A 21,996-nucleotide genomic window follows, 5' to 3' on the forward strand; every position below is an offset into this window, starting at 1 on the left:
ACAGATTCTATGAAACCCCAAAATTTTCAGACAACTTTAATTCATGTTGAGAATCAAAAACGATATTAAACAGAAACCTCTCGACCAGCTAAAGCACATTGTAAAAATGACTGTGCAGATCGTAAATTTATTTTTACACCTCACATACTAAAACGCTTTCAGATCACAGCGCAATTTATCCAACACGCGGACCGTCAGCGTACTGCCTCAACTCACAAAAAACTGAATCCATCAATTTGGACTCAGTTTTTTTATCCCCTATTGCGGCTCTTATACCAGCGGGTCCCTCTTCTCCACAAACCTGACCCTGGCTTTCATGAACCGCCTGATGATGTGCCGCTCCTCATTGAATTCCCTGGATTCTATGAACAAGTTCGAGAAGGTTTCCCACATGAAGACCCATCCCCCAACAAACAGCCCGTCCTCCATGATTCGGACCGCCAGCGTATCTGCCTTAAATGGCCCCATATAAGCAATGATAAAAAACAAAATACCAAGCGCAAAGTATTTCGCGGCTTCAAGCCGTTCCTTCTGCAGCTTCTTCTCATTGCGAATCTCCATATAGTCAAAATGGTGCATCAGGGCACTGACTAAAATCTGCTCTTTCTGTACGTTTTTAAGCGCCGCAGGAATGAAAAATTCGAAAATGATGTCTTCTCGCTTTGGTATGTCTTCCACTGAATCCCACAAAAAGTCGAGAAATTCATCCTCAATATCCCTCATTTTAAACGGTGAAGGATCCCAGTCATCAAAAACGTCATCATAGCTGTCCAGCCAGATTGGAATGATATAGGCGTCCGTTTCCCGATCTCTATAATAGTTTTCAGTGAGCTTCTTCTTTTTCTTCTTAAAGTTCATCCGGATCACTCCATTCACCTCCCCCAGCGACCTGTTTCATTCATACATACCCACTGAGATTCAGACATACCCGTTCGTTTGCAGTTTATGGCAAATAAAAGACCACCGCCCGCAGGATAACCCCAAATGGGCTTAAACTGCGTATCGATGGTCAAAAGGGGAACAAGTTATTGTGCGGTCGCAATCCCGGCTGTGAACAATTTTGCGTTCACAATCTGCCGCTCGACCTCAGTATATGACGTACCGCCAAAACTATTCCTATTGGCGATGCAATTTTCCACACTGAACTGGGATAAATTTTCGAGTTCAACCGGGAATTCGACAAGATCCAAATCCGCTTTCCCAACCTCTGCGAAAGTCATTTTCCTGTTTTCACAGTATTTGACCAACCGACCGACGATCTCATGGGCCTCCCTGAATGGGATCTGCTGCATGACCAGAAATTCCGCGAGGTCTGTCGCTTCAATGAAACCTTTTTTCAGCTGCTCTCTGAGCACATCTTCATTGAAGGTGATATGTTCAAGCATTCTTGCGAAGATGAATAACGTTCGGTCAAGCGTATGGATACTGTCGAACAGCGCTTCCTTGTCCTCCTGATAATCCTTGTTGAGTGTCAGAAAAGTGCCCTTTAGCACTGTCAGCAAGGTGACAAGATTTCCAATCGCTCTTCCGGCCTTGCCTCTGACAAGCTCCGCAATATCTGGATTTTTCTTCTGCGGCATAATACTGCTGCCCGTGCAGAAGCTGTCATCAATGGTAATAAAATTGAACTCTTGAGAATTGAAAACGATTATTTCTTCGGCGAAGCCGCTCAAGTGCGCCATGCAAAGCGCTGCATTAAACAGATATTCCGAAATGCTGTCCCGGTTCGCGACAGTATCCATAGCGTTTTCTGAGGCTGCCGAGAACCCCAGGAGCCTCGTGGTGACCATACGATCCGTCGGCAGCGTCGTTCCCGCCATGGCACAGGCACCAAGAGGATTGACATCCAGACGTCTCAAGGTGTCTTGAAACCTCTCCACATCCCGCTTCAGCCCCTGAAAATGGGCCATATAGTAGAATCCCGCTGTAATGGGCTGAGCGTGCTGCAAATGCGTAAAGCCAGGCATAATCTTATGAGCTTCTTCCTCAGCCTTGACAGTAATGACTTCCAGCAAATCTTTAAGATGTTCAATCGTCTTCTTCACAGCATCCCTTAAAAACAGCGTTTCATCCACAGCATTCTGATCATTTCGGCTTCTGGCAGTATGCAGATACTTGCCCGCATCGCCAATCTCCTTAATAAGTTCCTTTTCAATGATCATCATAATATCTTCATCAATGAGGCTGAATTCAATCTCATTATGATCCAGTTTATTTTCGACCACTGACAGTCCGCGCAGAATCTCGTCCCGGACCTCCATACTGACAATACCCTGTTCTGCCAGCATCCTGACATGGGCTGCGCTCCCCATTATGCTGTATTTGTAGAGTTTGTGATCAAAGCTGATGGATTCGTTATAATCTGCCGTAAAATGCGCCATTTGCTTTGAGAACCGTCCGCCCCAAAGGTTAGACATAAAAGTTCGCCTCCCTGGACGATCCTTTTGATCGCCCGTCAACTGTGCCGCTTAGGAACTATGCTTCGCGGCTGATAGCTTCAAGCGGATCGACAAAAGGAATGCCATGCTTATCCGCTGTTTCTTTCAGCGTCAGCAGCCCTTTGTAGGTCGTCAGTCCACGCCTCAAATGAGGGTCTTTCTTCAGCGCCTCGACAATGCCTCGATTCGCGATCTCCAGTGCATAAGGCAGCGTTGACGCAGACAGCATTTGTGATGCGGTCTCGGCGAAGCCGGAAGGAATATTGTCCACGGCATAATGAAGAATGCCTTCTTCAAAATAGACAGGATCGTCGTGAGAGGTGCTTCTGCAGGTTTCAACAGCACCGGCGTCGTCACAGGCTACATCTACAATCATAGCGCCATTTTTCATCATCTTTAAATCTTCCCGGAAAACCAAATGATCTTTGCGAGTTTTAGGCCATAGGATGCAGTTAATGAGCACATCCGAACGCTTAAGGCAAGTCTCTAAATTTTCCCTGTTTGAATACAACAGTTCAACGTTGACCGGCAGCTTGGCCCTGGCGTTTTCCATTGCCTTTTTACTGATATCCAGCATGGTCACCTTGTTTCCAAAGGCAGCGGCGAGCTCAGCAGCGCCTATACCCGACCATCCACAACCAATTATGGTGATCTCCGGCGTTGGAACACCCACCACTCTACTGAGCAAAAGTCCCCTGCCTCCATGGACGCTTTGAGAAAAATGAAGGGCCGCCAAAAAACCGCCTTTCCCCGCAAGGATACTCATGGGTGCCAGCATTGGAAATTCGCCATGTTCGTCATCTACATCCTCATAGCACAGTCCGGTAACGTTTCGTTTTAACAGTTCTTCCGTCATTTCCCTGTGTGCGTTTGAGTGGAGATAGGACAGCACAATCTGATTTTCGTGAAGCATTTCATATTCCGAAGCTTCAATTTCTTTAACCTTGTACAGCAGATCGCAGCGCTCATACAGCGCCTCTCTAGGCGTAATCTGGGCGCCCGCCCTGACATATGCCTCGTCAGGATACCCGCTGCCCGCACCGGCATCAGGTTCCACCAGCACTATGTGGCCATTTTTTACAAACGATGCTGCCGCTGAAGGTATCGCGGCAACGCGGCACTCATTTTTTTTGATTTCCTTGGGTATGCCGATGATCATGTTATCGCTCTCCCGTCTCAAATCATCTTTTCAGTCCCGCATGATGACTCGCCAATTCTATCTTCCGTTGACAACATAACAAGCCACAAAATGCTCAGGCGCCGTCTCAACAAAATCAGGATCGCGCTGTGAACACTCAGGAACCGCATAGTCACACCGGGAGGCGAATCGACAGCCAGGTTTTACATTTACAGGACTGGACACTTCCCCTTTAATCAACTGGAATTCCTTATTGCGCATCCGGATATCAGGCTTTGGAATAGCTGCCAGCAGCGCTTTAGTGTATGGGTGCTGCGGGTTTGCAAACAGCTCGTCCGAAGTCGCTCTTTCGACACATTTCCCGAGATACATGACCATAATATCATTGGAAATGTGTTTGACCACAGACAGGTCATGGGTCACAAACATATAAGCCAGGCCAAGTTCATCCTGAATGTCCATCAAAAGATTCAGGTTTTGCGCTTGTACGGAAACATCCAGAGCTGAAACCGGTTCATCGCAAACAATGAATTTCGGATTGAGCGACAACGCCCTGGCTATGCCTATGCGCTGACGGCGTCCGCCATCAAGCTCATGGGGATAAGAGTTCGCGTATCGCCTGGCCAGACCGACCATGTCCATAAGGCCAGCAGCTTTATTAAAGGTATCGACCCTGGATTTGTAGAGTTTATGAATAAACATATACTCCGAGATGATCTCTATGACGGATTTCCTTGGATCTATACACGAATAGGGATCCTGAAAAATGATTTGCATATCCTTGCGTACGGGCCTCATCTTGCTGACTGAGTATTTTGTTATGTCATTTCCTTCAAAAAGAATCTGACCGGAGGTCGGCTCAAGTAATTTCAGGATGGTTCTTCCAAGCGTAGATTTTCCGCAGCCGGATTCTCCAACGACACCCAAAGTTTTTCCTGCATAGATCTTCATATTGATGCCGTCCACCGCGTGGAGATGCGAACCACCTTTTAACTTAAACAGCTTGCGAAGCTCAATGGTTTCAAGTAATGGTTTGGGTTGATTGTCACTGGGCATTTAGATCTACACCTGCCTTTGAATTGCCTGATGCTTCAGAAAATAAATAGCACCTGATCTTGTGAGTCCCCTGTTCAAAAACATCCGGACGTGCTTCCAGGCAGATCTCCATGCGGTGCTCACAACGCGGCGCAAAGACACACCCTTTTGGAAGATTTGTCGGGTCAGGCATAAGACCAGCTATTGGACTGAGCCTCTCGGATTTCACATCAAGATTCGGGATTGAATTAAATAATCCAATTGTGTAAGGATGATGCTTATCCCCTAAAAAGATGTCTTCCGCCGAACCTGCTTCGATTATGATGCCTGAATACATGACCGCGACATCATCACAGGTTTGAGCTACGATGCCTAAATCGTGAGTGATCATCAGCATGGAAGTCCCAAGTCTGTCCCGCAGCTCCCGGATCATGGTTAAAACCTGAGCCTGTATTGTAACATCCAGCGCGGTGGTCGGTTCATCTGCTATCAAAAGTTCCGGCTCGCAGGAAAGTGCCATGGCAATGACCACGCGCTGCTTCATCCCGCCTGAAAACTGATGCGGGTAATCTCCGCTGCGAGAAGGCATGATCCCAACCATATTCAGAGTAAAGGCAACTCTATCATCCACCTCTTGCTTCGTCATTTGAGGATTATGCAGCTGAACCGCTTCCGCGATTTGATCTCCTACGGTCAGAACCGGATTCAAGCTTGTCATAGGATCTTGGAAAACCATTGAAATTCGGTTTCCTCTAATGGTTTGCATGTCGTGCTCACTTTTCTTGATAATGTCCTCGCCATCAAAATAGATCTCACCTTGCAAGATCCGTCCGGTGATGGAAGGTAAAAGTTTGAGGATCGACAGCGCTGTTGTCGTTTTACCCGCGCCCGTTTCACCGACCAGACCCAGTGTCTTTCCTTTTCCGATTTTCAGGTCCAGACCATTGACAGCTTCAACTACCTCCAGATCGGTTTTGTATATAACCTTGAGGTCTCGTATTTCAAGTATGTTTTGGGTTTCTGTGTGCGCCATGAACAAACCTCCCGGCTATGATTTCAGATGAGGATCCAACGCGTCGCGCAGGCCATCTCCCATTAAGTTGATCGAGGCAGCGGTGATGACGATGGCTGCAGATGGAAACAGCATCAGCCACGGTGCCGTTCGCATGAATTCACGCGCCTCAGAAAGCATCAAACCCCATTCAGGCTGCGGCGGAGGCATGCCAAGTCCAAGGAAACTCAGCGTTGACTCATATAGAATGATTTTGGCAACATTCAGAGTCGTATTGACGATGATAACACCCACTGCATTCGGTATGATGTGCGATAAAATAATCCTCGCGCTCCCCGAGCCACCCGCACGGGCTGCTTCAACGTAGTCCTGCTCCGCGAGATTCAGCACCTGAGAACGCACCAGCCGCACGTAATTGGTAAAATAGGCCAAAGTGAGGGCGAATAAAAGGTTGGTGAAGTTCGCGCCCAGCGCATAGACTACAGCCATGGTAAAGAGAATGTCCGGTACCGACATAAAGATGTCCAGGCTTCGCATGATAAAGCTGTCGACTTTCCCGCCAAAAAATCCCGATATAGCACCAAGCGCACTTCCTAGAACCGCTGAAGTGAACGTGGCAATCAGCGCGATACTGAGTGATGTCCGACCACCATGAAGCAGCCGCGCGAAAGCATCCCGGCCGTAGCCATCCGTACCGAAGAAATGTTCACGCGAAGGCGCGGCTAATTGTTGGGAGAAATCCTGTTTTATGGCGGCTTCGTATGGCACGATAAAATCAGCTGCCAGCAGCATTACAGCAATAATTGAAAATAGGACAAATCCAATTACCGCGCCCTTGCTCTTGCTGAACCTCCTCCAAATCTCTTTGGTTTGGCTGGGACGTTTGAAGCTATCCACTGTCGTGGACTGGACCTTTTGAGGGCTCATTTTAATTTCCACGATAGTCTACCCCTTTGTATTGGAATATTTCGCACGAATGCGAGGATCAATAAAAGCATAAATGATGTCTACAAGCAGCATGACAAGTGTGAAGCATATGGAGATGAGGATTGTCCCTGCGATGATGACCGGTTCATCCTTGTAAGCGATGCGGTCGACGATCAGGCTTCCAATACCGGGTATTGAAAATATTTTTTCCGCCACAACCGCGCCTGCGATCAAAACGCCCAGGCTCAGGCCAATCTGTGTCACAACCGGAAGCAATGCGTTCCTCAGCGCGTGTTTCCATACGACCGTCCGCTCCGCAGCGCCTTTGGCCCTCGCCGTCCGGACATAATCCTGACGAATTGCTTCAAGCATGGAGGATTTTGTGAATCTCATATTTTGTGCCGCAGGCGGGATGGATATGGCGAGAGCGGGCATTATGTAATGTTCAAACGAGCCAATACCGTAAGACGGCAATAAGTTCAATTTCAAAGAGAAATAGTACAAAAATAACAGTCCGAGTACAAAAGAAGGGAATGCTGCCATAAAAAAGGCTACCAGAGAAGGAATCGTATCCCACAGGGAATACTGCTTAACGGCAGCATAAATTCCAAAGGGGATCCCAACCGAGGCGGCAATAAAGACGCCCAAGAATGCCAACTTAAGTGTTTCAAGGAATCTCGGCCAGATTTCATCAAAAACAGGCTGTTTTGTCAGGTATGAAAATCCAAAATCCTGTTCAAAGACCATGGCCTTCACGTAATTGAGATACTTGATTGGAAACGGGAGATTATATCCCAGCGCTGCATTATAGGCATCTACATCAGCCTGTAAGGCGCTTGTTCCCAGCATCGCTCGGCCGGGATCACCGGGGGTGATGCTCATGACGGCATAAATAATCAGCGTGACACCCAATATTGTCGGAATAAGAAACAGGAGTCTCTTAATGACATATCTGTACATAATCGAATCTCCTTTATAAAGTATGGCATCCCCACACCTCAAACACGGGAATGCCATACTTGTCGATGATAGTCTGTATTACCTCTGCTGACTAATTAGATTATTGAACCCATTTAAAATTGTAAATGTGGTAGTAAGTAGGTGATAATCCACCCGGATCCAGCTTGGATGACCATGCGATCCCAACCGGATTGTGGTACAAAGGAAGAATAGTAGCAGAATCCATGACCATAGACCAGAGTTCTGTGTAATAGCCGAGGCGTTCCTCGGTATCAGCAGTGGATACACCAAGCGCTACCAACTCTTCGAGTCGCTTATAATCCAGCGGACTCTTGTCATCAGCGTATTTGACTACATACATGCCTGTAGACTCTGAATGGACCTGTTGTCGGATGTTATTGAAGTCATAGTTTCCGCTGTCTCCGAAAATACACATGTCATAATCTTGCGCATAGAGCTTAGGCGTGACTTGTGCTGCTTCAGCAACATAAATCTCACATTTCAAACCGACTTCTGCAAGATTTGCCTGAATAACTTGGGCTGCCTTGGCTTTTTCCGCAGTAGCTGCGCCGTAAGTCATCAGGGTGCCGACATCAATGCCCTCTGCGATTTGCGCATCCGTAAACCCAGCTTCTTTAAGCATGGATTTTGCTTTTTCAGGATCATAGTCATAAATCTTGAATCCGCCGTCTTCATAGGATGGTGATGTTGCTACATATTCATGAGGCATATATTCGTAAGCTGGCGCTCCGTAGCCGCTGGCTGCAGCTGCATTAATGTTGTCTTTGTTGATTGCATAGAATATTGCTTCGCGAACTTTCAAATTCCCAAGAATATTGTTGTTCGTTGGTGAGAGATAATTGATCGCCATGAAGCGAATGTTGTTGCCTTTTGTAAGTGAGTTATTTTCGCCCGAAGCAGCTACCAAAGAATCCCACTCGGAAAGCGGCGCATCCGGCAAGTATTCAAGTTCGTCGTTCTCAAACGCAATAACCGCAGCAGCATCATCTGAAATGACGATGTACTCGACATTCTTAATATTAGGTACGCCTTTCCAATAATTTTCATTAGCTTTTAACTTTAGGCCGGATGCGACATCATACTCTGTGATGATGTAAGGACCCGTCGCTGCAGTATGAGGGACCGTACCAAATTTGTCGCCTTGCTCTGTGACTTCTCTTTCGCTAGAGATCTTGATAGACCAGAAGGTGTGTGAAATTGCGGAGTAAGGATAGTCAAGCGTGAAAACAACGGTCTTGTCATCCGCTGCTTCAACAGATTTGATCATAGAGGTAACGTAGTTGAAGCGGGAGTTTTCCATAGCGCGTTTGTAACTGAAGACAACGTCAGAAGCTTTTAAAGGATCTCCATTTTGGAATGTGGCATCTACTAATGTGACTGTGTAGGTCAAGCCGTCCTCGCTGATGGCCACTTCTTTTGCAAGCTGGTTCTGATAACCGCCGGCTGCTTCATCAATAGTATAGAGACTTTCAAAAACCTGTACCCACATGATCTGCATGTCAAAGGTGTTGGTAGTTGCCTCCCAGTCTGTGGATTGAAGTGAGGCTGTTTTCCTGATGGTCAGAACCTCTTCATCAGGATTCACGGCCGGTGTTTCAGTTCCGCCTGGCTCTTCAGCCGGTTCAGGCTTCTGTCCGCAGCCTGCGAGAACAGACACCATCATCAAGAGCATAAGTAAAAGTGAAAGTAAGCGCTTTTTGTTCATTTGTTTTCCCCCTTTAATTATGATCAACATCCGTGATGGTTATCATCACGTTGTTAATTCAAACAGTAACAGATCTCGCACCTCAGCTTCAGAAATGTCAAATGATGCTGTTTTCCCAACCTTCTCAAGAATCTCTTTTTAGGAACGCGGTCATGCAATGTACAGAGCCTTTGCCTTTGTTGAGCTCCGACAAATCCAACACATCGACTTTGACACCGGCCTGTTCCAGCAGTTCAACTGTTCTCGGCGAGCCCACAGAAGTCACAACGTGACCGGGCTCGATTGCGACAAAGTTCACGGAGTAACCATATTTCGCTTCAGTCTGCGAAGGCGTCTCGATAATTCTATACCCTTTTTTCTTGAGGGTATCCACGACCGTGTAAGGAACCTGGCTGGCATGGATTACGGCTGCCTCGGTTGAAGCCAGATTGAGCAGTCCATCAATATGAGCGTGCCCATAAGGGATCTGCATTGGAATAATCTCTTTAACACCCTGACGCCTGAGTTCATATTCCATTTGGTCATAGCCTTCGCGATTGGCACGGACACTAAGTGAAAGAATACAGGTTTCACGGTCGACCCACATGGCATTGGCACCTTCAAAAATCCCTCTGCCGGAAATCGTCCTGACAATTGGTACGCCAATGCGGCCCAGCGCCTCTGAAACGTAGCGCTCTTCTCCCCGTCGTTCTGCCATAGCCAGTCTGCAGACAATAGCGCCTTCTGGTGTCATAAACAGCTTGTCGCGGCAGAATACCGCGTTAGGTCTGTCTTCTCGAACCTTTTCCGTGTAGTACACCTTCACACCTTGAGATCTGTAGTATTCCGCCAGCATATCATGCTGTGCCTGAAACTTGACAGGATCAACGGGCTCCCTAAAGCGGACCTTATCATAGTCAAAGCTGTTCAATTCGCTTCCCGGCCTGTGCAGAAGCACCGCCCTAAGCCGGTTGTACTCTGATGCACAGCCCCAGTCGCCGCCCCAGTATGGCACCATGTCTTCCTCGGAACTTGTGTCGAGCGCAAACCAGCGCTCACCTCTGACAGCCTGTAGATCCGGCAGCGGTTTTCCTTCTTTGATGAGTTGGTCGAAATCCAAAACCCTATCGCTCATGACAGCCTCCTCAATATTTTTTACACTAGCTGGCTAGATCTCTGTGAAATTTTTTGAACGTGAGCTGGTTGCGTTTGGCGCAAAATCCAGCTTCCTATCTTGAATGCCCAGAATTTTTTCTGGCTGGATCCAGGGCTTGCCCTGAATTGCAGATGTTTCTTCGTGAGTCAGATAGCCTTTATAGGCAGTAAGACTCCTCCTATAGTAGCCATCCGCCACACACGTTTCTTCGACACCATTATTCAAAATGCTGAGAATCAATGGCAGCATGATGGCTGCATACGAGACAGATGTACTGTATGCGACTGCGCCTGGTATATTCGAAACGCAGTAGTGGACGACGCCATTTTCAACATATCTAGGATTGTCATGATGGGTCTCGTGGCTGCTCTCTATAGCGCCCGGATCGTCATTGCTGATGTCAACCAATACAGAGCCCGGTTCCATGAGTTTCAGCATTTCTCTTGTGATGAGGAAGTCTTTGCGCTGCTTAGGCCATTTGACACAATTAAGCACCATATCCGTCTGAGGGAGGACAGAAGCAATGGTTTCCTGATTACAAAACATGGTATTGATTTTACCGCTATATTTCGCAGAAGTGGAACGGAGCACACCCACATTGATGTCCATGACCGTACAGTTGGCACCAAGTGCGTATAAAACTTCCAGAGCGCCCTGCCCAACAATTCCGGCACCCATGATCAGAACGTTCATGCCGGGCGCGCCAACGAAGCCCCCAACATACTTGCCCTTTCCGCCATTGATCGTCAGCATCGATTCCAGGCCGAATAGGGCACCTTGCTTACCGGCAGCTTCACAATTTGGCGAGCCATAACGGTGCGAATCCTCAGCAGTAAAGGCGATGCAGCCACTTTTCAAAATAGCGTCGACCTCTTCAGGGTGGCCCGCTGGATGGATGCAGCCCAGGAGAATTTGATCTTTTCTGATCAAATCAAATTCAACCGGTTCAAACTCTTTAACCTTTGCCACCATATCACAGCGTATGTACATCTCTTCCATAGTTTCAACAATCTCCGCGCCTGCTTCTATGTATTGCTGATCAGTAAAATTGGAACCTAATCCGCAATTTTTCTGCGCCAGCACTTTGTGACCAGCTGCAATGATGCTGCGAACTTCTATTGGCGTGCAAATGACTCTGTTTTCACCTTCCTTTATATCCTTAAGAATGCCGAATATCATAGTAACCCTCCCGAATATTTAAGTGATGATTCCACAATTGACTGACGGTTTTGTATTTTCAGATTATTTAACGACGATTACTATTAAAGCAATTATCATGCCATGCAATAATACACGTTTTTTTGAGTTTTTTTGTATTTTAATAGGTTTATATGGCTTTATTTAAACCTATTAAACCTATTTAAGAGCCTTTGACTAAACCGACACATTAGCTCAAAAAACCATTCAGCGCATCCCGGCAAAGGGATGCGCTGTTTCTTATACCTCATAAAGGTCTGGCACCAACCTGACAATAATACTGCGTAGTCTTAGGACCGCGAAACGTGCTTCAAGCGCTTAATGTCCTCGAGCAGCTCACTTCCCGCCGCCGTCATCCGGCTGCCTCCCCTGCCTTTGGCTGATTTGATGTAACCCATGTCACTCAGCAGCCGCAGCCCGTTTCGAATCTCGGTTTCAGTAAACTCAAAACCGCGAACAGCGAGTGCCTCTTCCAGACGAATCCTGCCCCATCTCTGATGCTTGTCAAGATCTGTGCCCAGTACTGTGAGAATCCCTTCAAACAGCTCAAACTTTCGGCCTTCTCTCAGCAGGAACTTCAAATTGGTTTGGTATTCCCCCATCTCTGGCTGGGATGCATAGCGGTGGTCGGACATTGTGTTCTTGACCTGGTGAATGTAATCCGGAAGATCCTGAATATCGACAAACCGCTTATCCAGACTGCACAGGAATTCCGCCGCATTTCTAAGTTCTCTGACGTTGCCTGGCCAGTTATAACCGCAAAACATTTCAAGGGCTTTTGGAGAATACTTCCAATCCCCATGCATGGCTGCCATAAAATGATTCAGCAGGACCGGGATGTCCTCCTTGCGCTCCCTAAGACTAGGGGTCTGAAGGGGGAGCACATTCAAACGGTAGTAGAGGTCTTCCCTCATCTTTTTTTCACTGATCATGTCCTTGAGATTCCTGTTGGTCGCCGCTATGACTCTGGTATCCACGTCGATCAGCTTCAGAGATCCAATCCTTGAGACTTTTTTCTCTTCAAGAACCCTGAGGAGCTTACTCTGTAGCGGCAGCGGCATTTCACCGATTTCATCCAGAAATATCGTGCCCTTGTGGGCGAGTTCAAACAAGCCGGCTTTTCCACCCTTTTTTGCACCGGTAAACGCGCCTTCCTCGTAACCGAACATTTCACTTTCCAGGAGATTTTCCGGTATGGCGGAGCAGTTCAGCGCCACGAAACTGTAGCGGCTCCGAGTCGAAGCGTTGTGGATGCTTTGCGCGAAGACCTCTTTTCCGGTACCGCTCTCACCCGTGATCAGCACCGCGGCATCCGATCTGGCGATACGCCTGGCGCTTTCAATAACTTCGATAATCTTCGGACTGATGCCCTTGATATCTTCAAAGACATATTTTGCCTCGTGTCGCGTCCCCGAAATTCGGGAACGGATCGAGTGCTGCTGGTCTTCCAGTTCATCAAAGCTTCTCAGCGTAATGATGTTGCCCCGTTTGGTCTTATCTGAAAAAATGGGGGATACTTTGATGACCAGATTGACGCCGCCTACCGAAATCAGTTTTTCCGAAGCCTTCAGGCGCCTGGAATCGTCCCCCATCCGCAGTTCCGGAAGAATATCCGAAATCCCGAAGCCCTCAATGAATTCCGACCGGTTTCTGAGCATGGACTTCGCCTTCTGGTTGGCAAGATAGATCTGACTCATCAAATCTGTGAGAATGATGCCGTCATCCATCAGCTCCATCAGTGCTTTAATCTGATCCAGAAGATTTTCGTTTTCACCCAGCAGTTTCGTGACACCGCCAGAGGTCAGCACCGCACTGCTGCGCGCGTTTCTGGCTTCTTCCGAATTGAAAATGCCGTCAATCTGCATCTTTTCAGCGAGCTCAATCACGCTTTCCACGTCCAAAACCCGCTCACCAAAGTTGATGACCTGTTCCATCCCAGGCGGCATCAGCTGCATTTCGTTTGGCGTAATGGCCACTCTGATGCTCATGTCTCTGGTACTTTCATCCCCATAGTACGGCACTAAATCTAAATTTTTGTAGCCCGCTTCATAGATTTGTGTGATAACTTCCATGCACTTCCTGTTGTCAATATTGACCAGCAGAATCTTCTCTCCGGAGGGCAGATCCTTCAGCATGTCAATCTGCGCTTTGCTCATGGTGAACCGCAGCGCTTGCAGCACCGAGGACTCTTTGATCTTGTCATAGATCAGCTTGAACACCGTAAACCCCGAGATCGCGATATATTTTTCCCGGATATATGGCATGCTGTCAACGGCCTCCGCGGAGTAGGCGTTGATTTTCGCCTGATTTCCAAAATAGACTGTCAGACACTCTTTTATGAAATCAGCGTAACTTTGCTCATTCGCAACGACGGCTATTTCTTTCATACCCATAAATTCCTTTCATTTATGATGCCATTCACCTAATCTGACTTTTTTGTGATTACCTGGCAACTGTCCCTTTAACTCCGGCCAGTACCTGAGCACTTTAGCCGATGGTCACGTTTCCAACCATCGGCCGAATCCCGCCAGCCTTGTACCGACAAGAAATTCCGCCAAGTCTTACTTTCTCAAAATTTTGTCCATGGTTTTCCCTTTGGCCAGCTCGTCGATCAGCTTATCCAGATAACGCACTTCCCTCATGACGGGATCCTCAATATCTTCCACTCTGACACCGCAAATCACACCTTTGATATGAGCCCGGGAAGGATTCATCAGCGGCGCCTTGGCAAAGAACGTCTCAAAATCTGTCTGCTGATCCATCAGCGCCACAAGCTCTTCCTGGCTGTATCCCGTCAGCCAGCGGATGATCTCATCAACTTCCGCCTTCGTGCGCCCTTTTTTCTCCGCCTTCGCGACATATAAAGGATAGACACTGCCCACGCGCATTGCATAAACGCGGTTTTTATCCATGATCCAGCCTCACTTTCCATGATAATTTCGGTATTTCATCTCACTTCATCCATGCTGCTGTTTCTTTATATTTATTATAGCAGATTAGAGTGGTTTCCCGTCAAACTATAGAAAAAACGAAAAAATGCCAGATTCTCAACTCGTGAGAATCTGGCATTTCCAATGGTTTGAAGTGGAGCCGGCAATGGGACTCGAACCCGCGACCTGCTGATTACGATTCAGCTGCTCTACCAATTGAGCTATGCCGGCATGATCAAAGAAATCAAAAATGTGGTAGCGGTGGGCGGATTCGAACCACCGACCTTCCGGGTATGAACCGGACGCTCTAGCCAACTAAGCTACACCGCCAAGGCCAGGATTTGAAGCCATGCTCCAGGCACCCTGTAAACACATACATTATATTACACGATCCCTTAGACCACGTCAAGCCAGTATTTTACCATTTTTATGCCCACCGAAACCCTGCCGCCCCGGCTCGATCTCATACTGTGCTGGATTTTAACCACTTCACAGTTTAAGATAACCCCTCGACACCAGCAGACCTTCAAGATTGTCATAGTCACTGACCTCATAACCAGTCATGTCAAATGCCTTCAAAATCGTCTCCAGCACCAGCGCCCCGGCAATAATGATATCCGCCCGCTTAGGCTGCAGCCCGGGCACCTCGCGCCGCGCCTCGAGCGTCATTCCCGACAGTCTGAGGATCATGTGATCCAGAGCCGAAGCGGAGATTTCAAAGCCTTGAATGCGTTCACGGTCATAATCTTTCATTCCAAGCGCAATTGCGCCAAGCGTCGTCGCCGTTCCGCCAATCCCCACGGCTGACTCCGGCTTATATCCAAGCACGAGCTCCCGCCATGTCTTCAGCTGTGTCAGCGCGTCTGCCCTAAGCGCATCCAGCTCCGCCTCTGCAGGTGGATCACTCATAAGCCACCGCTCAGTCATCCTCACTGCCCCAAGTGGCAGAGAAACCTTATGTGCGATACCCTCAAAATCCCCCAGAATGAGTTCTGCGCTTCCGCCGCCAATATCTATGACAAGCACCCGGCCAGGATGCACCATGCCGGCTAAGACCCCTTGGAAGCCCAGTACAGCCTCCTCATCACCGCTGACAATTTCAACCGGTACATCCGTCTCAAGCTCAACGCGTCTTGCGAAGTCCTGACCATTGCCCGCTTCACGAACTGCGCTTGTTGCAAAAGCGCCTAAAAGCCGGGATCCGCGACCATCGGCCAAAGCCTTGAACGCTTGGACCGCTTCAACGGTCTCATCCATGGACGTCTGCCGGAGCAGCCCGGTCTGGTCCACACCCGCGCCCAATCGCGTCATGCTGAGCAGCTTCTCAGCACCGACCAGCTTTTCGCCTTCCAACTCTGCCATAAGGAGACGAATAGAATTACTCCCCATATCAATGACCGAGATTTTCTCCACCCTGTTCCACCTCTTCTTCAATTATAAAAAAAATCGCCGGTCCAGGCCGGCGAATTGTACTACTTTGTTTTCGTGCTGAAGCCGTTGCCTCTGCGGCTCGACTTGGCATTCTTTTTAATGCCTTTAAGTTTGTCATCCGAGTCTTTCATAAAGCTCGTCAGCATATCTTCAAAGCCACCGCCCGAACTAGGCCGATCGGATCTAAAATTCTGAGGCTTTGGTGAAAAATATGGTGCCGGACTTGAAGGACGATTACCTGGACGCTGATCTCTTCCTGATTCAGAAGATCTCGGCGCGTAGCCCTGTGATCTCGGCGCGTTACCCTGTGGTCTTGGCCCGTTGCCATGTGGTCTTGGCGAGCCGCCTTGAGGTCTTCCCTGATAACCTTGGCTTGGGGCGGAAGCCGGAGCGTTTTCCGGTTTAGGCATAGCCTGGCGAATTGACAGACTGACCTTGCCTTTATCATCAATGTTGATGATCTTGACCTTGACCGGTTGTGATTCCTTCAGGAAATCAGAAACATTCTTTACGTAACTGTCAGCAATTTCTGAGATGTGACACAGTCCTGTTTTTCCATCCGGAAGCTGAATAAATGCTCCAAAGCTGGTAATTCCGGTGACAACCCCATCAACGATTTTTCCGATTTCAACAGCGGACATAGTAATCAATCATTCCTCCTAAATGTTTTGTTCCTTCCAATTATAGTGAAAGCAGGTCGGACTGTCAACCTCGGCAGTCCTGTATTTTGTAAATTTTGTTCACGAATCAGCCTATTCCTGGATCACGTAGATAATCTCGTTTGGCATAACCATCTTCAGTTTTGACCTCGCAATTTTTTCTATGTTGTCCAGGCTTTGCGACTCTTTCAAGTCATTCTCAAGTTTCTCTTTTTCCTCGCTAAGCCGCTCGATTTCCTGGTTCAGCCGCACCTCTTCAACCCTCAGGTCCCTTAGCCTGATCTCCTGGTTGATGATAGTGACGACAAAGTAGATCGAAAATGCAATGATGAACAGGACGAGGAATTTATGCCTGAGCAGCGGATTCTTTTTTTTGACCGGCTTCATGGGATCTCCCCCCTGCAATGATCTTTACCAAAATGTTTTGTGCAATGTCCTAATTCTCGTCTAAAATGCGATACATCTCTTTGGCGCTGTCCTTGGTGACATGCTCCGTCAGCGCCAGAACCTCGACCGTTATGTAACTCTCACCAAGTCTCAAGGTGACCTTGTCTCCCACAGCGACATTGGCGCTGGGCTTAACCTGTTTGCCGTTGATCTCAATGCGGCTCTGCTCGCAAGCATCCTTGGCCACCGTACGGCGCTTGATCAGGCGGCTGTTCTTTAAATACTTGTCAATTCTCATTTTCTTCAGGTGCCTCCATGCTCTTGGTAAAAAAAAAGCAGCTTGCCAGCTGCTTTTTCTTATAGTGACTACAGATTGACTAATTCTTTAAGCGCTTTACCGGCTTTAAATACAGGTGCCTTCGATGCTGGGATCGCAATCACTTCTTCTGGATTTCTTGGGTTTCTGCCTTTTCTTGCTTTACGCTCTCTGACGTCAAACGTGCCAAAGCCGACGAGCTGTACCTTATCGTCTTTCGCAAGCGCTTCCTCGACGCTCTTCATGAATGCGTTTAAAGCAGCCTCAGCGTCTTTTTTAGTCAAACCGGACTTTTCTGCCATGCTTGTTACCAATTCAGCCTTGTTCACTAAAAACCCTCCTCATCTAAGTATTTCGGCTCGTTATAAGCTATTACTATCTTATCCTGTAAGTACCTGTCATTTCAAGACATTTTTTAGGATTTTGCCTACAAATCGTTGATTTTTGCACGATTCCAGAGGTTATCCATCTCTGATAAGGATAAATTTTCCAATCCTCGGGCTTTTGCGGGCTCACTTTCCTCAATCACTTGGAAACGCCGGATAAATTTCTCAATGGTTTTGTTGAGCGCAAGCTCCGGATTGACCTTCAAAAAACGGCTGACATTGATCACCGCGAACAACAAATCGCCAACCTCACCGGAGAGTTTCGACTCATCGCGCTCTTCAGCATGCATTTCCTCCAGCAGCTCATCGATTTCCTCATGGATTTTCTCAAAGGCACCCTGGACATCCGGCCAGTCAAAGCCCACACCGGCGGCTTTTTTCTGTGCCTTGTAAGCCCTCAGTGTAGACGGCAGCGCCATAGACAGTTGCTTCATGGCCTCCGTCACTGACTCAATGGCCTTTTCTTCTCGCTTGATTTGCTCCCAGTTGGTGACGACTTCCTCCGCGTCCTCCACAGAAAGGGCCCCAAAGACATGTGGGTGCCGATGGATGAGTTTCCTGCAAATACCCGAAATAACATCCGTGACATCAAAATACCCGTTCTCGGCGGCGATCTCACTATGGAAAACCACTTGCAGCAGGACGTCGCCGAGTTCCTCTTCCAGAGCTGGCAAATCGTCATTGTCTATGGTGTCCACGACCTCATAGGCCTCTTCAATCAAGTATTGACGCAGGGACTGGTGTGTCTGCTTGCGATCCCAGGGACAGCCATTCACGTCCCGGAGTCTCTTCATGATAGCAACCAGCTCGCTGAACCTATAGCGATGATCCACCTTGGTGTCGATTCTCGGGATCCACAGCGAGGTCAAATGATCCAGGGCATCCAGATGTTCCGCCCTATCCAGCTGGTACAGGGGGATCCGCGTGACTTTTTCTTCCCCAGGTATCCCCGCTGCTCTGACTATGAGTATATCATGGTCATCCGGATAAAAATCCATAAGCCTCAGTTTGACCATGGAGCCAATCGCCTGGTCGTAAACTTGGAGAATCAGCAAATCCATAGTTTGCACAATTTCCGTGGCTTCGATCTTGAAGGCGTCCAGAATGGAAAGTCCGGAGACCGGATCTAGTTTTAAAGTATGGATCATGGCATCCAGAAAACTGGTCCCATGAACAAAGTCGAGCTCAATGCCTTGAACGGTTGCCTGTTCAATCAACCGCTCCACAGTATTTTCCGCTACAAAGGGGCTCCCTGGCACCGCATACACAATGTCTTCCAGCATGGCGCGCTTCAGCAAATCCGAGGCGATTGCCTCATAAACCTCATCAAAGGTCTCGTACTGCTCATAATAATCATCATAGGACACAAACCGGCAACCCAGGTCCTCCAGCGGCTTGACCACCGGATGCCGGGCTGTTCGCAGCCTCACTACGGGCGCATTCTTCAAGGTTTCAAGACTTTTAATGGTCATAAAATCCAGCGTTCCGGGGCCCATGCCCACTACGGTAATCTTCGCCATAATCAGGACCTCCCGCCTTTGCGGAGGCGCAGCTTCGCGCCGAGCTTCTTAAGCTTTGCGCCGCCGGGCATCATGTCCATGTCCTCATCCGTAATAGTTTCCGTCACGAAAAGCATGATCAGATAGACAAAACCACCCAGCAAAATGGAAGCGACAGTCGCCAGGCGCCCTGGTATAAATTGCGTGAACAGGGCAAAGGAAGCCACAACCACTATACCCATAACCACCGTATCGATGATTGGACGTGTAAATACCTTGGATATGTTGAGATTGATTTCCTTACGGGTCATGATATAGACGACATTGAGGACGGCCGCCACAGCAAAGGCCGTTACGGTCGCAATGGCTGCGCCAAGAACATTCAGGCTTGGAATGCTGACCAGCGTATAGTTCAGCACAAGTTTAAAAACTGCGCCTGCCATGAGAAAAATTGCCGGCAGGACAGGCTTTCCAAAACCTTGAATAATTCCGGTCGTGATCTGGTACAGCGACAAGAAGATAATCCCCCAACCATATACCGCCAGGATTTTTCCCGTGGTCACCCAGACATCCGGCTGATTGAAATAGAGCAGACGTATAATGGGCTCCGCCAGGAGGGAGATGCCCGCAGCAGCAGGCAGTCCAATAATCATGGCAAGACGCATGCCTGTCTCCACATTGTGGGTCAGACCCTTGTTGTCGCCTAAAGTTTTAAGGTTCGCAATAGCAGGCACTATGCTGATCTGTACGGCAGCGGTGATGACCTGCGGCAAATTGACAATGGACTGCGCAAAGCCAGAGAGCTGCCCATAGAGGGATTCTGCATCTGCGCCGCTGAAGCCGATCTCCTTGAGTCTGACAATGACAATGGAGGCGTCAAACAAGCCCATAATGGGCATGACCGAAGCGCCGATGGTGATAGGAATGGCAATCATGAGAATCTCGCCGAGAACTTTCCAGAACGACTCATGCTCGCCGGTACCCTGATTAAAATCAACCCCGCTGGTTTTGACAAATTTTCTGTACATGTAATAGACCGCCGCAAACCCAATAACGGCACCCGTGGTGGCGCCAAAGGTAGCGCCGGCCGCAGCAAATTCAAAGCCGGACTGAAGAAAGACAATAGCGAGTCCAAGGCCACCGACAACTCTGAACAGCTGCTCGATGACTTGGGAAATGGCGAAAGGTTCCATCATCTGACGACCTTGGAAGTAGCCGCGGTAAACAGCCATCATAGACACAAAGAACAGCGCCGGGGCAAGAGCGCGCATGGACATCAGCGAACCGTAGTTTTCGTTGGCTTCCGTGATCCAAGGCGCGAAAATGAACAACAGAAGAGCAGAAGCCGCACCTATGACGAGCATGAGGATATTGGAGACTCTCACAATGCTCATGGCCCCTCGTTCATTGCCTTTGGCCAGACGTTCTGAGACAATTTTGGCTATGGCGGTCGGAATACCGGCTGTGGAAGCCGTCAACAACATAATGTAATAGGCGTAAGCGCCCTGATAGTAGCTCATTCCCTTGTCGCCAATGATATTCCCAAGAGGAATCCTGAAGAAAGCGCCAAGGATTTTTACAAGAATCGCTGCAGCGCCGAGAATCGCGGCCCCGCGTATAAAGGTGGACGAACTGTTTTTCTTACTGTCGGGTGTAGGCATGTTGATCCCTCCGTAGATTTGCTGTGACTATTATATCACGAAAAAGGGATTGAATAGTCGGCCTAGTCAATCCCTCAGGTCTTTCAATTCAAAGTGCTGTGTTTGTTTTTCCTGTGACCGCTGCTGATCTTCCGGACTATTTAATGCGCTCAGGGAAAGTGTCCACCGTGGCTTCAGCTCTTAGGGCGTCAATCTTCGCCTGGTAGGCATCTTGTGCGATATTGCTGAGCAGCGCCGATTTCTGAATCTCAATCTCCTGCTCTGAGGCGCCGTTCGCTTTCATGGTGTTGAGCGTTTGCACGTCATGCACCTTAATGATGTGATATCCGAACTGCGACTGGATGACTTCGCTGACCTCACCTGCTTTTAAAGCAAAGGCTGCTTTTTCGAACTCTTCAACCATAGTACCTCTTCCGAACAGTCCAAGCGCGCCGCCGGTTTGAGCTGATCCTGTGTCAACAGAATACTGTTTTGCCAGTTCAGCGAAGTCTTCACCCGCGGCAATTTTTCCTTTGATTTCATCTGCCAGAGCGGCTTCCGCGACCAGGATATGGCTTGCATCGACTTGTAGCGGGTAGGTATCGTACAGACTTTCAAGATTGGCAGTGTCGCTTTCTACTTCCGTATAAACCTGGCGCTCGAATTCTTCCGTATAGAGCTTAGATTCTATTTGGGATTTTATATAAGCTTCATCAATGCCGTTTGCCTCATAAAACGCTGTCAGATCCGCATCCTCTGCTGCCGTTTCCATAAACGCAGTATAGGCCTCTTCAACCTCTTCTTCACTGAGTTTATAATCCGTGGAAGAGACATGCCCAATAATGAGTTTTTCAACAACCATAGCTTCAAGAATTCGCTCGCGGATCATGTCTCTGACCGTCTGACCCTGAATTTCCTGTGTCCATATGGTATCTCCGTAAAGCTCATTATAGCTGCGCTCTACCATGGCAAACGCCTTGTTGAATGTCTCGAGATCCATAACCTCACCGTTGACAACAGCAACCGCGTTTTCAGGAACCACCGCACCGTTGCTGTCTTTTTTCTGGCAACCCCCTAGTGAAAGCGCCAATACCAATATCAGAGCCAGTGTCAGGCTCAATGATCGCTTGATGGTTTTCAAAATTTACACACTCCCTCATTATGTTGACTCGAACTCGAT

At 48.3% G+C, this 21,996-nt stretch carries 20 protein-coding genes and 2 tRNA genes; all 22 read right to left on the minus strand.

Annotated elements, in window-relative coordinates; all coding sequences use genetic code 11:
- Positions 1-270 precede the first annotated feature (270 nt).
- Positions 271-867 carry a hypothetical protein gene (locus AC4PHM_RS11255; protein ID WP_492017858.1) on the minus strand — a complete coding sequence of 199 codons (597 nt, stop codon included), beginning with the start codon at positions 865-867 and terminating at the stop codon, positions 271-273.
- A gap of 158 nt (positions 868-1,025) precedes the next feature.
- Complete coding sequence (argH, locus tag AC4PHM_RS11260; protein WP_492017859.1) at positions 1,026-2,417, minus strand: argininosuccinate lyase; 1,392 nt, start codon at positions 2,415-2,417, stop codon at positions 1,026-1,028.
- Positions 2,418-2,475: 58 nt separating this feature from the next.
- A complete protein-coding gene (locus tag AC4PHM_RS11265) occupies positions 2,476-3,597 on the minus strand; it encodes an alanine dehydrogenase (RefSeq protein WP_492017860.1) in 1,122 nt (373 codons plus the stop codon).
- Between the two features lie 57 nt (positions 3,598-3,654).
- The gene (locus tag AC4PHM_RS11270; RefSeq protein WP_492017861.1) at positions 3,655-4,632 is read right to left on the minus strand and encodes an ABC transporter ATP-binding protein; all 978 of its coding nucleotides are present in this window, start codon (positions 4,630-4,632) and stop codon (positions 3,655-3,657) included.
- The gene (locus AC4PHM_RS11275; RefSeq protein WP_492017862.1) at positions 4,622-5,644 is read right to left on the minus strand and encodes an ABC transporter ATP-binding protein; all 1,023 of its coding nucleotides are present in this window, start codon (positions 5,642-5,644) and stop codon (positions 4,622-4,624) included. The genes AC4PHM_RS11270 and AC4PHM_RS11275 overlap by 11 nt, the downstream gene beginning before the upstream one ends.
- Before the next feature lie 15 nt (positions 5,645-5,659).
- Positions 5,660-6,562, minus strand: coding sequence for an ABC transporter permease (locus AC4PHM_RS11280; RefSeq protein ID WP_492017863.1), 903 nt, complete (start codon positions 6,560-6,562; stop codon positions 5,660-5,662).
- A 6-nt stretch (positions 6,563-6,568) separates the two neighbouring features.
- Positions 6,569-7,510, minus strand: a complete 942-nt coding sequence (locus tag AC4PHM_RS11285; protein WP_492017864.1) for an ABC transporter permease — start codon at positions 7,508-7,510, stop codon at positions 6,569-6,571.
- A gap of 100 nt (positions 7,511-7,610) precedes the next feature.
- On the minus strand, positions 7,611-9,236 hold the full coding sequence (locus AC4PHM_RS11290; protein ID WP_492017865.1) for an ABC transporter substrate-binding protein: 1,626 nt from the start codon (positions 9,234-9,236) through the stop codon (positions 7,611-7,613).
- 124 nt (positions 9,237-9,360) lie between these two features.
- On the minus strand, positions 9,361-10,350 hold the full coding sequence (locus tag AC4PHM_RS11295; protein WP_492017866.1) for a dimethylarginine dimethylaminohydrolase family protein: 990 nt from the start codon (positions 10,348-10,350) through the stop codon (positions 9,361-9,363).
- 33 nt (positions 10,351-10,383) lie between these two features.
- A complete protein-coding gene (locus tag AC4PHM_RS11300; protein ID WP_492017867.1) occupies positions 10,384-11,550 on the minus strand; it encodes an alanine dehydrogenase in 1,167 nt (388 codons plus the stop codon).
- A gap of 308 nt (positions 11,551-11,858) precedes the next feature.
- Entirely contained in the window at positions 11,859-13,955 is a 2,097-nt protein-coding gene (locus AC4PHM_RS11305) for a sigma-54 interaction domain-containing protein (RefSeq protein WP_492017868.1), read from the minus strand.
- A gap of 174 nt (positions 13,956-14,129) precedes the next feature.
- The gene (locus tag AC4PHM_RS11310; RefSeq protein ID WP_291405329.1) at positions 14,130-14,480 is read right to left on the minus strand and encodes a DUF2200 domain-containing protein; all 351 of its coding nucleotides are present in this window, start codon (positions 14,478-14,480) and stop codon (positions 14,130-14,132) included.
- 173 nt (positions 14,481-14,653) lie between these two features.
- Positions 14,654-14,729, minus strand: a tRNA-Thr gene (locus AC4PHM_RS11315).
- A gap of 22 nt (positions 14,730-14,751) precedes the next feature.
- Positions 14,752-14,828: transfer RNA gene (locus tag AC4PHM_RS11320), tRNA-Met, on the minus strand.
- A 159-nt stretch (positions 14,829-14,987) separates the two neighbouring features.
- Positions 14,988-15,911, minus strand: a complete 924-nt coding sequence (locus tag AC4PHM_RS11325) for a Ppx/GppA phosphatase family protein (protein ID WP_492017869.1) — start codon at positions 15,909-15,911, stop codon at positions 14,988-14,990.
- 59 nt (positions 15,912-15,970) lie between these two features.
- Positions 15,971-16,570 carry a S1 RNA-binding domain-containing protein gene (locus AC4PHM_RS11330; RefSeq protein WP_492020502.1) on the minus strand — a complete coding sequence of 200 codons (600 nt, stop codon included), beginning with the start codon at positions 16,568-16,570 and terminating at the stop codon, positions 15,971-15,973.
- Positions 16,571-16,681: 111 nt separating this feature from the next.
- Positions 16,682-16,975 carry an FtsB family cell division protein gene (locus tag AC4PHM_RS11335; RefSeq protein WP_492017870.1) on the minus strand — a complete coding sequence of 98 codons (294 nt, stop codon included), beginning with the start codon at positions 16,973-16,975 and terminating at the stop codon, positions 16,682-16,684.
- A 49-nt stretch (positions 16,976-17,024) separates the two neighbouring features.
- The gene (locus AC4PHM_RS11340; RefSeq protein WP_492017871.1) at positions 17,025-17,273 is read right to left on the minus strand and encodes an RNA-binding S4 domain-containing protein; all 249 of its coding nucleotides are present in this window, start codon (positions 17,271-17,273) and stop codon (positions 17,025-17,027) included.
- A gap of 68 nt (positions 17,274-17,341) precedes the next feature.
- Positions 17,342-17,620, minus strand: coding sequence for an HU family DNA-binding protein (locus AC4PHM_RS11345; protein WP_291399755.1), 279 nt, complete (start codon positions 17,618-17,620; stop codon positions 17,342-17,344).
- A gap of 98 nt (positions 17,621-17,718) precedes the next feature.
- Positions 17,719-19,197, minus strand: a complete 1,479-nt coding sequence (gene yabN, locus AC4PHM_RS11350; protein WP_492017872.1) for a bifunctional methyltransferase/pyrophosphohydrolase YabN — start codon at positions 19,195-19,197, stop codon at positions 17,719-17,721.
- A gap of 2 nt (positions 19,198-19,199) precedes the next feature.
- Positions 19,200-20,837: a putative polysaccharide biosynthesis protein gene (locus tag AC4PHM_RS11355; protein WP_492017873.1), complete on the minus strand. Its 1,638-nt coding sequence runs from the start codon at positions 20,835-20,837 to the stop codon at positions 19,200-19,202.
- A gap of 136 nt (positions 20,838-20,973) precedes the next feature.
- The gene (locus tag AC4PHM_RS11360) at positions 20,974-21,957 is read right to left on the minus strand and encodes a peptidylprolyl isomerase (protein WP_492017874.1); all 984 of its coding nucleotides are present in this window, start codon (positions 21,955-21,957) and stop codon (positions 20,974-20,976) included.
- Positions 21,958-21,996 lie beyond the last annotated feature (39 nt).

This window comes from Acidaminobacter sp. QWL-03 (genome assembly GCF_058683855.1).

Bases quoted from the DNA above. Each gene is read 5' to 3' on its own strand.
- argH (WP_492017859.1), bottom strand. From the start codon at position 2,417: ATGTCTAACCTTTGGGGCGGACGGTTCTCAAAGCAAATGGCGCATTTT.
- AC4PHM_RS11265 (WP_492017860.1), bottom strand. From the start codon at position 3,597: ATGATCATCGGCATACCCAAGGAAATCAAAAAAAATGAGTGCCGCGTT.
- AC4PHM_RS11270 (WP_492017861.1), bottom strand. From the start codon at position 4,632: ATGCCCAGTGACAATCAACCCAAACCATTACTTGAAACCATTGAGCTT.
- AC4PHM_RS11275 (WP_492017862.1), bottom strand. From the start codon at position 5,644: ATGGCGCACACAGAAACCCAAAACATACTTGAAATACGAGACCTCAAG.
- AC4PHM_RS11285 (WP_492017864.1), bottom strand. From the start codon at position 7,510: ATGTACAGATATGTCATTAAGAGACTCCTGTTTCTTATTCCGACAATA.
- AC4PHM_RS11290 (WP_492017865.1), bottom strand. From the start codon at position 9,236: ATGAACAAAAAGCGCTTACTTTCACTTTTACTTATGCTCTTGATGATG.
- AC4PHM_RS11295 (WP_492017866.1), bottom strand. From the start codon at position 10,350: ATGAGCGATAGGGTTTTGGATTTCGACCAACTCATCAAAGAAGGAAAA.
- AC4PHM_RS11300 (WP_492017867.1), bottom strand. From the start codon at position 11,550: ATGATATTCGGCATTCTTAAGGATATAAAGGAAGGTGAAAACAGAGTC.
- AC4PHM_RS11305 (WP_492017868.1), bottom strand. From the start codon at position 13,955: ATGAAAGAAATAGCCGTCGTTGCGAATGAGCAAAGTTACGCTGATTTC.
- AC4PHM_RS11310 (WP_291405329.1), bottom strand. From the start codon at position 14,480: ATGGATAAAAACCGCGTTTATGCAATGCGCGTGGGCAGTGTCTATCCT.
- AC4PHM_RS11330 (WP_492020502.1), bottom strand. From the start codon at position 16,570: ATGTCCGCTGTTGAAATCGGAAAAATCGTTGATGGGGTTGTCACCGGA.
- AC4PHM_RS11335 (WP_492017870.1), bottom strand. From the start codon at position 16,975: ATGAAGCCGGTCAAAAAAAAGAATCCGCTGCTCAGGCATAAATTCCTC.
- AC4PHM_RS11340 (WP_492017871.1), bottom strand. From the start codon at position 17,273: ATGAGAATTGACAAGTATTTAAAGAACAGCCGCCTGATCAAGCGCCGT.
- yabN (WP_492017872.1), bottom strand. From the start codon at position 19,197: ATGGCGAAGATTACCGTAGTGGGCATGGGCCCCGGAACGCTGGATTTT.
- AC4PHM_RS11355 (WP_492017873.1), bottom strand. From the start codon at position 20,837: ATGCCTACACCCGACAGTAAGAAAAACAGTTCGTCCACCTTTATACGC.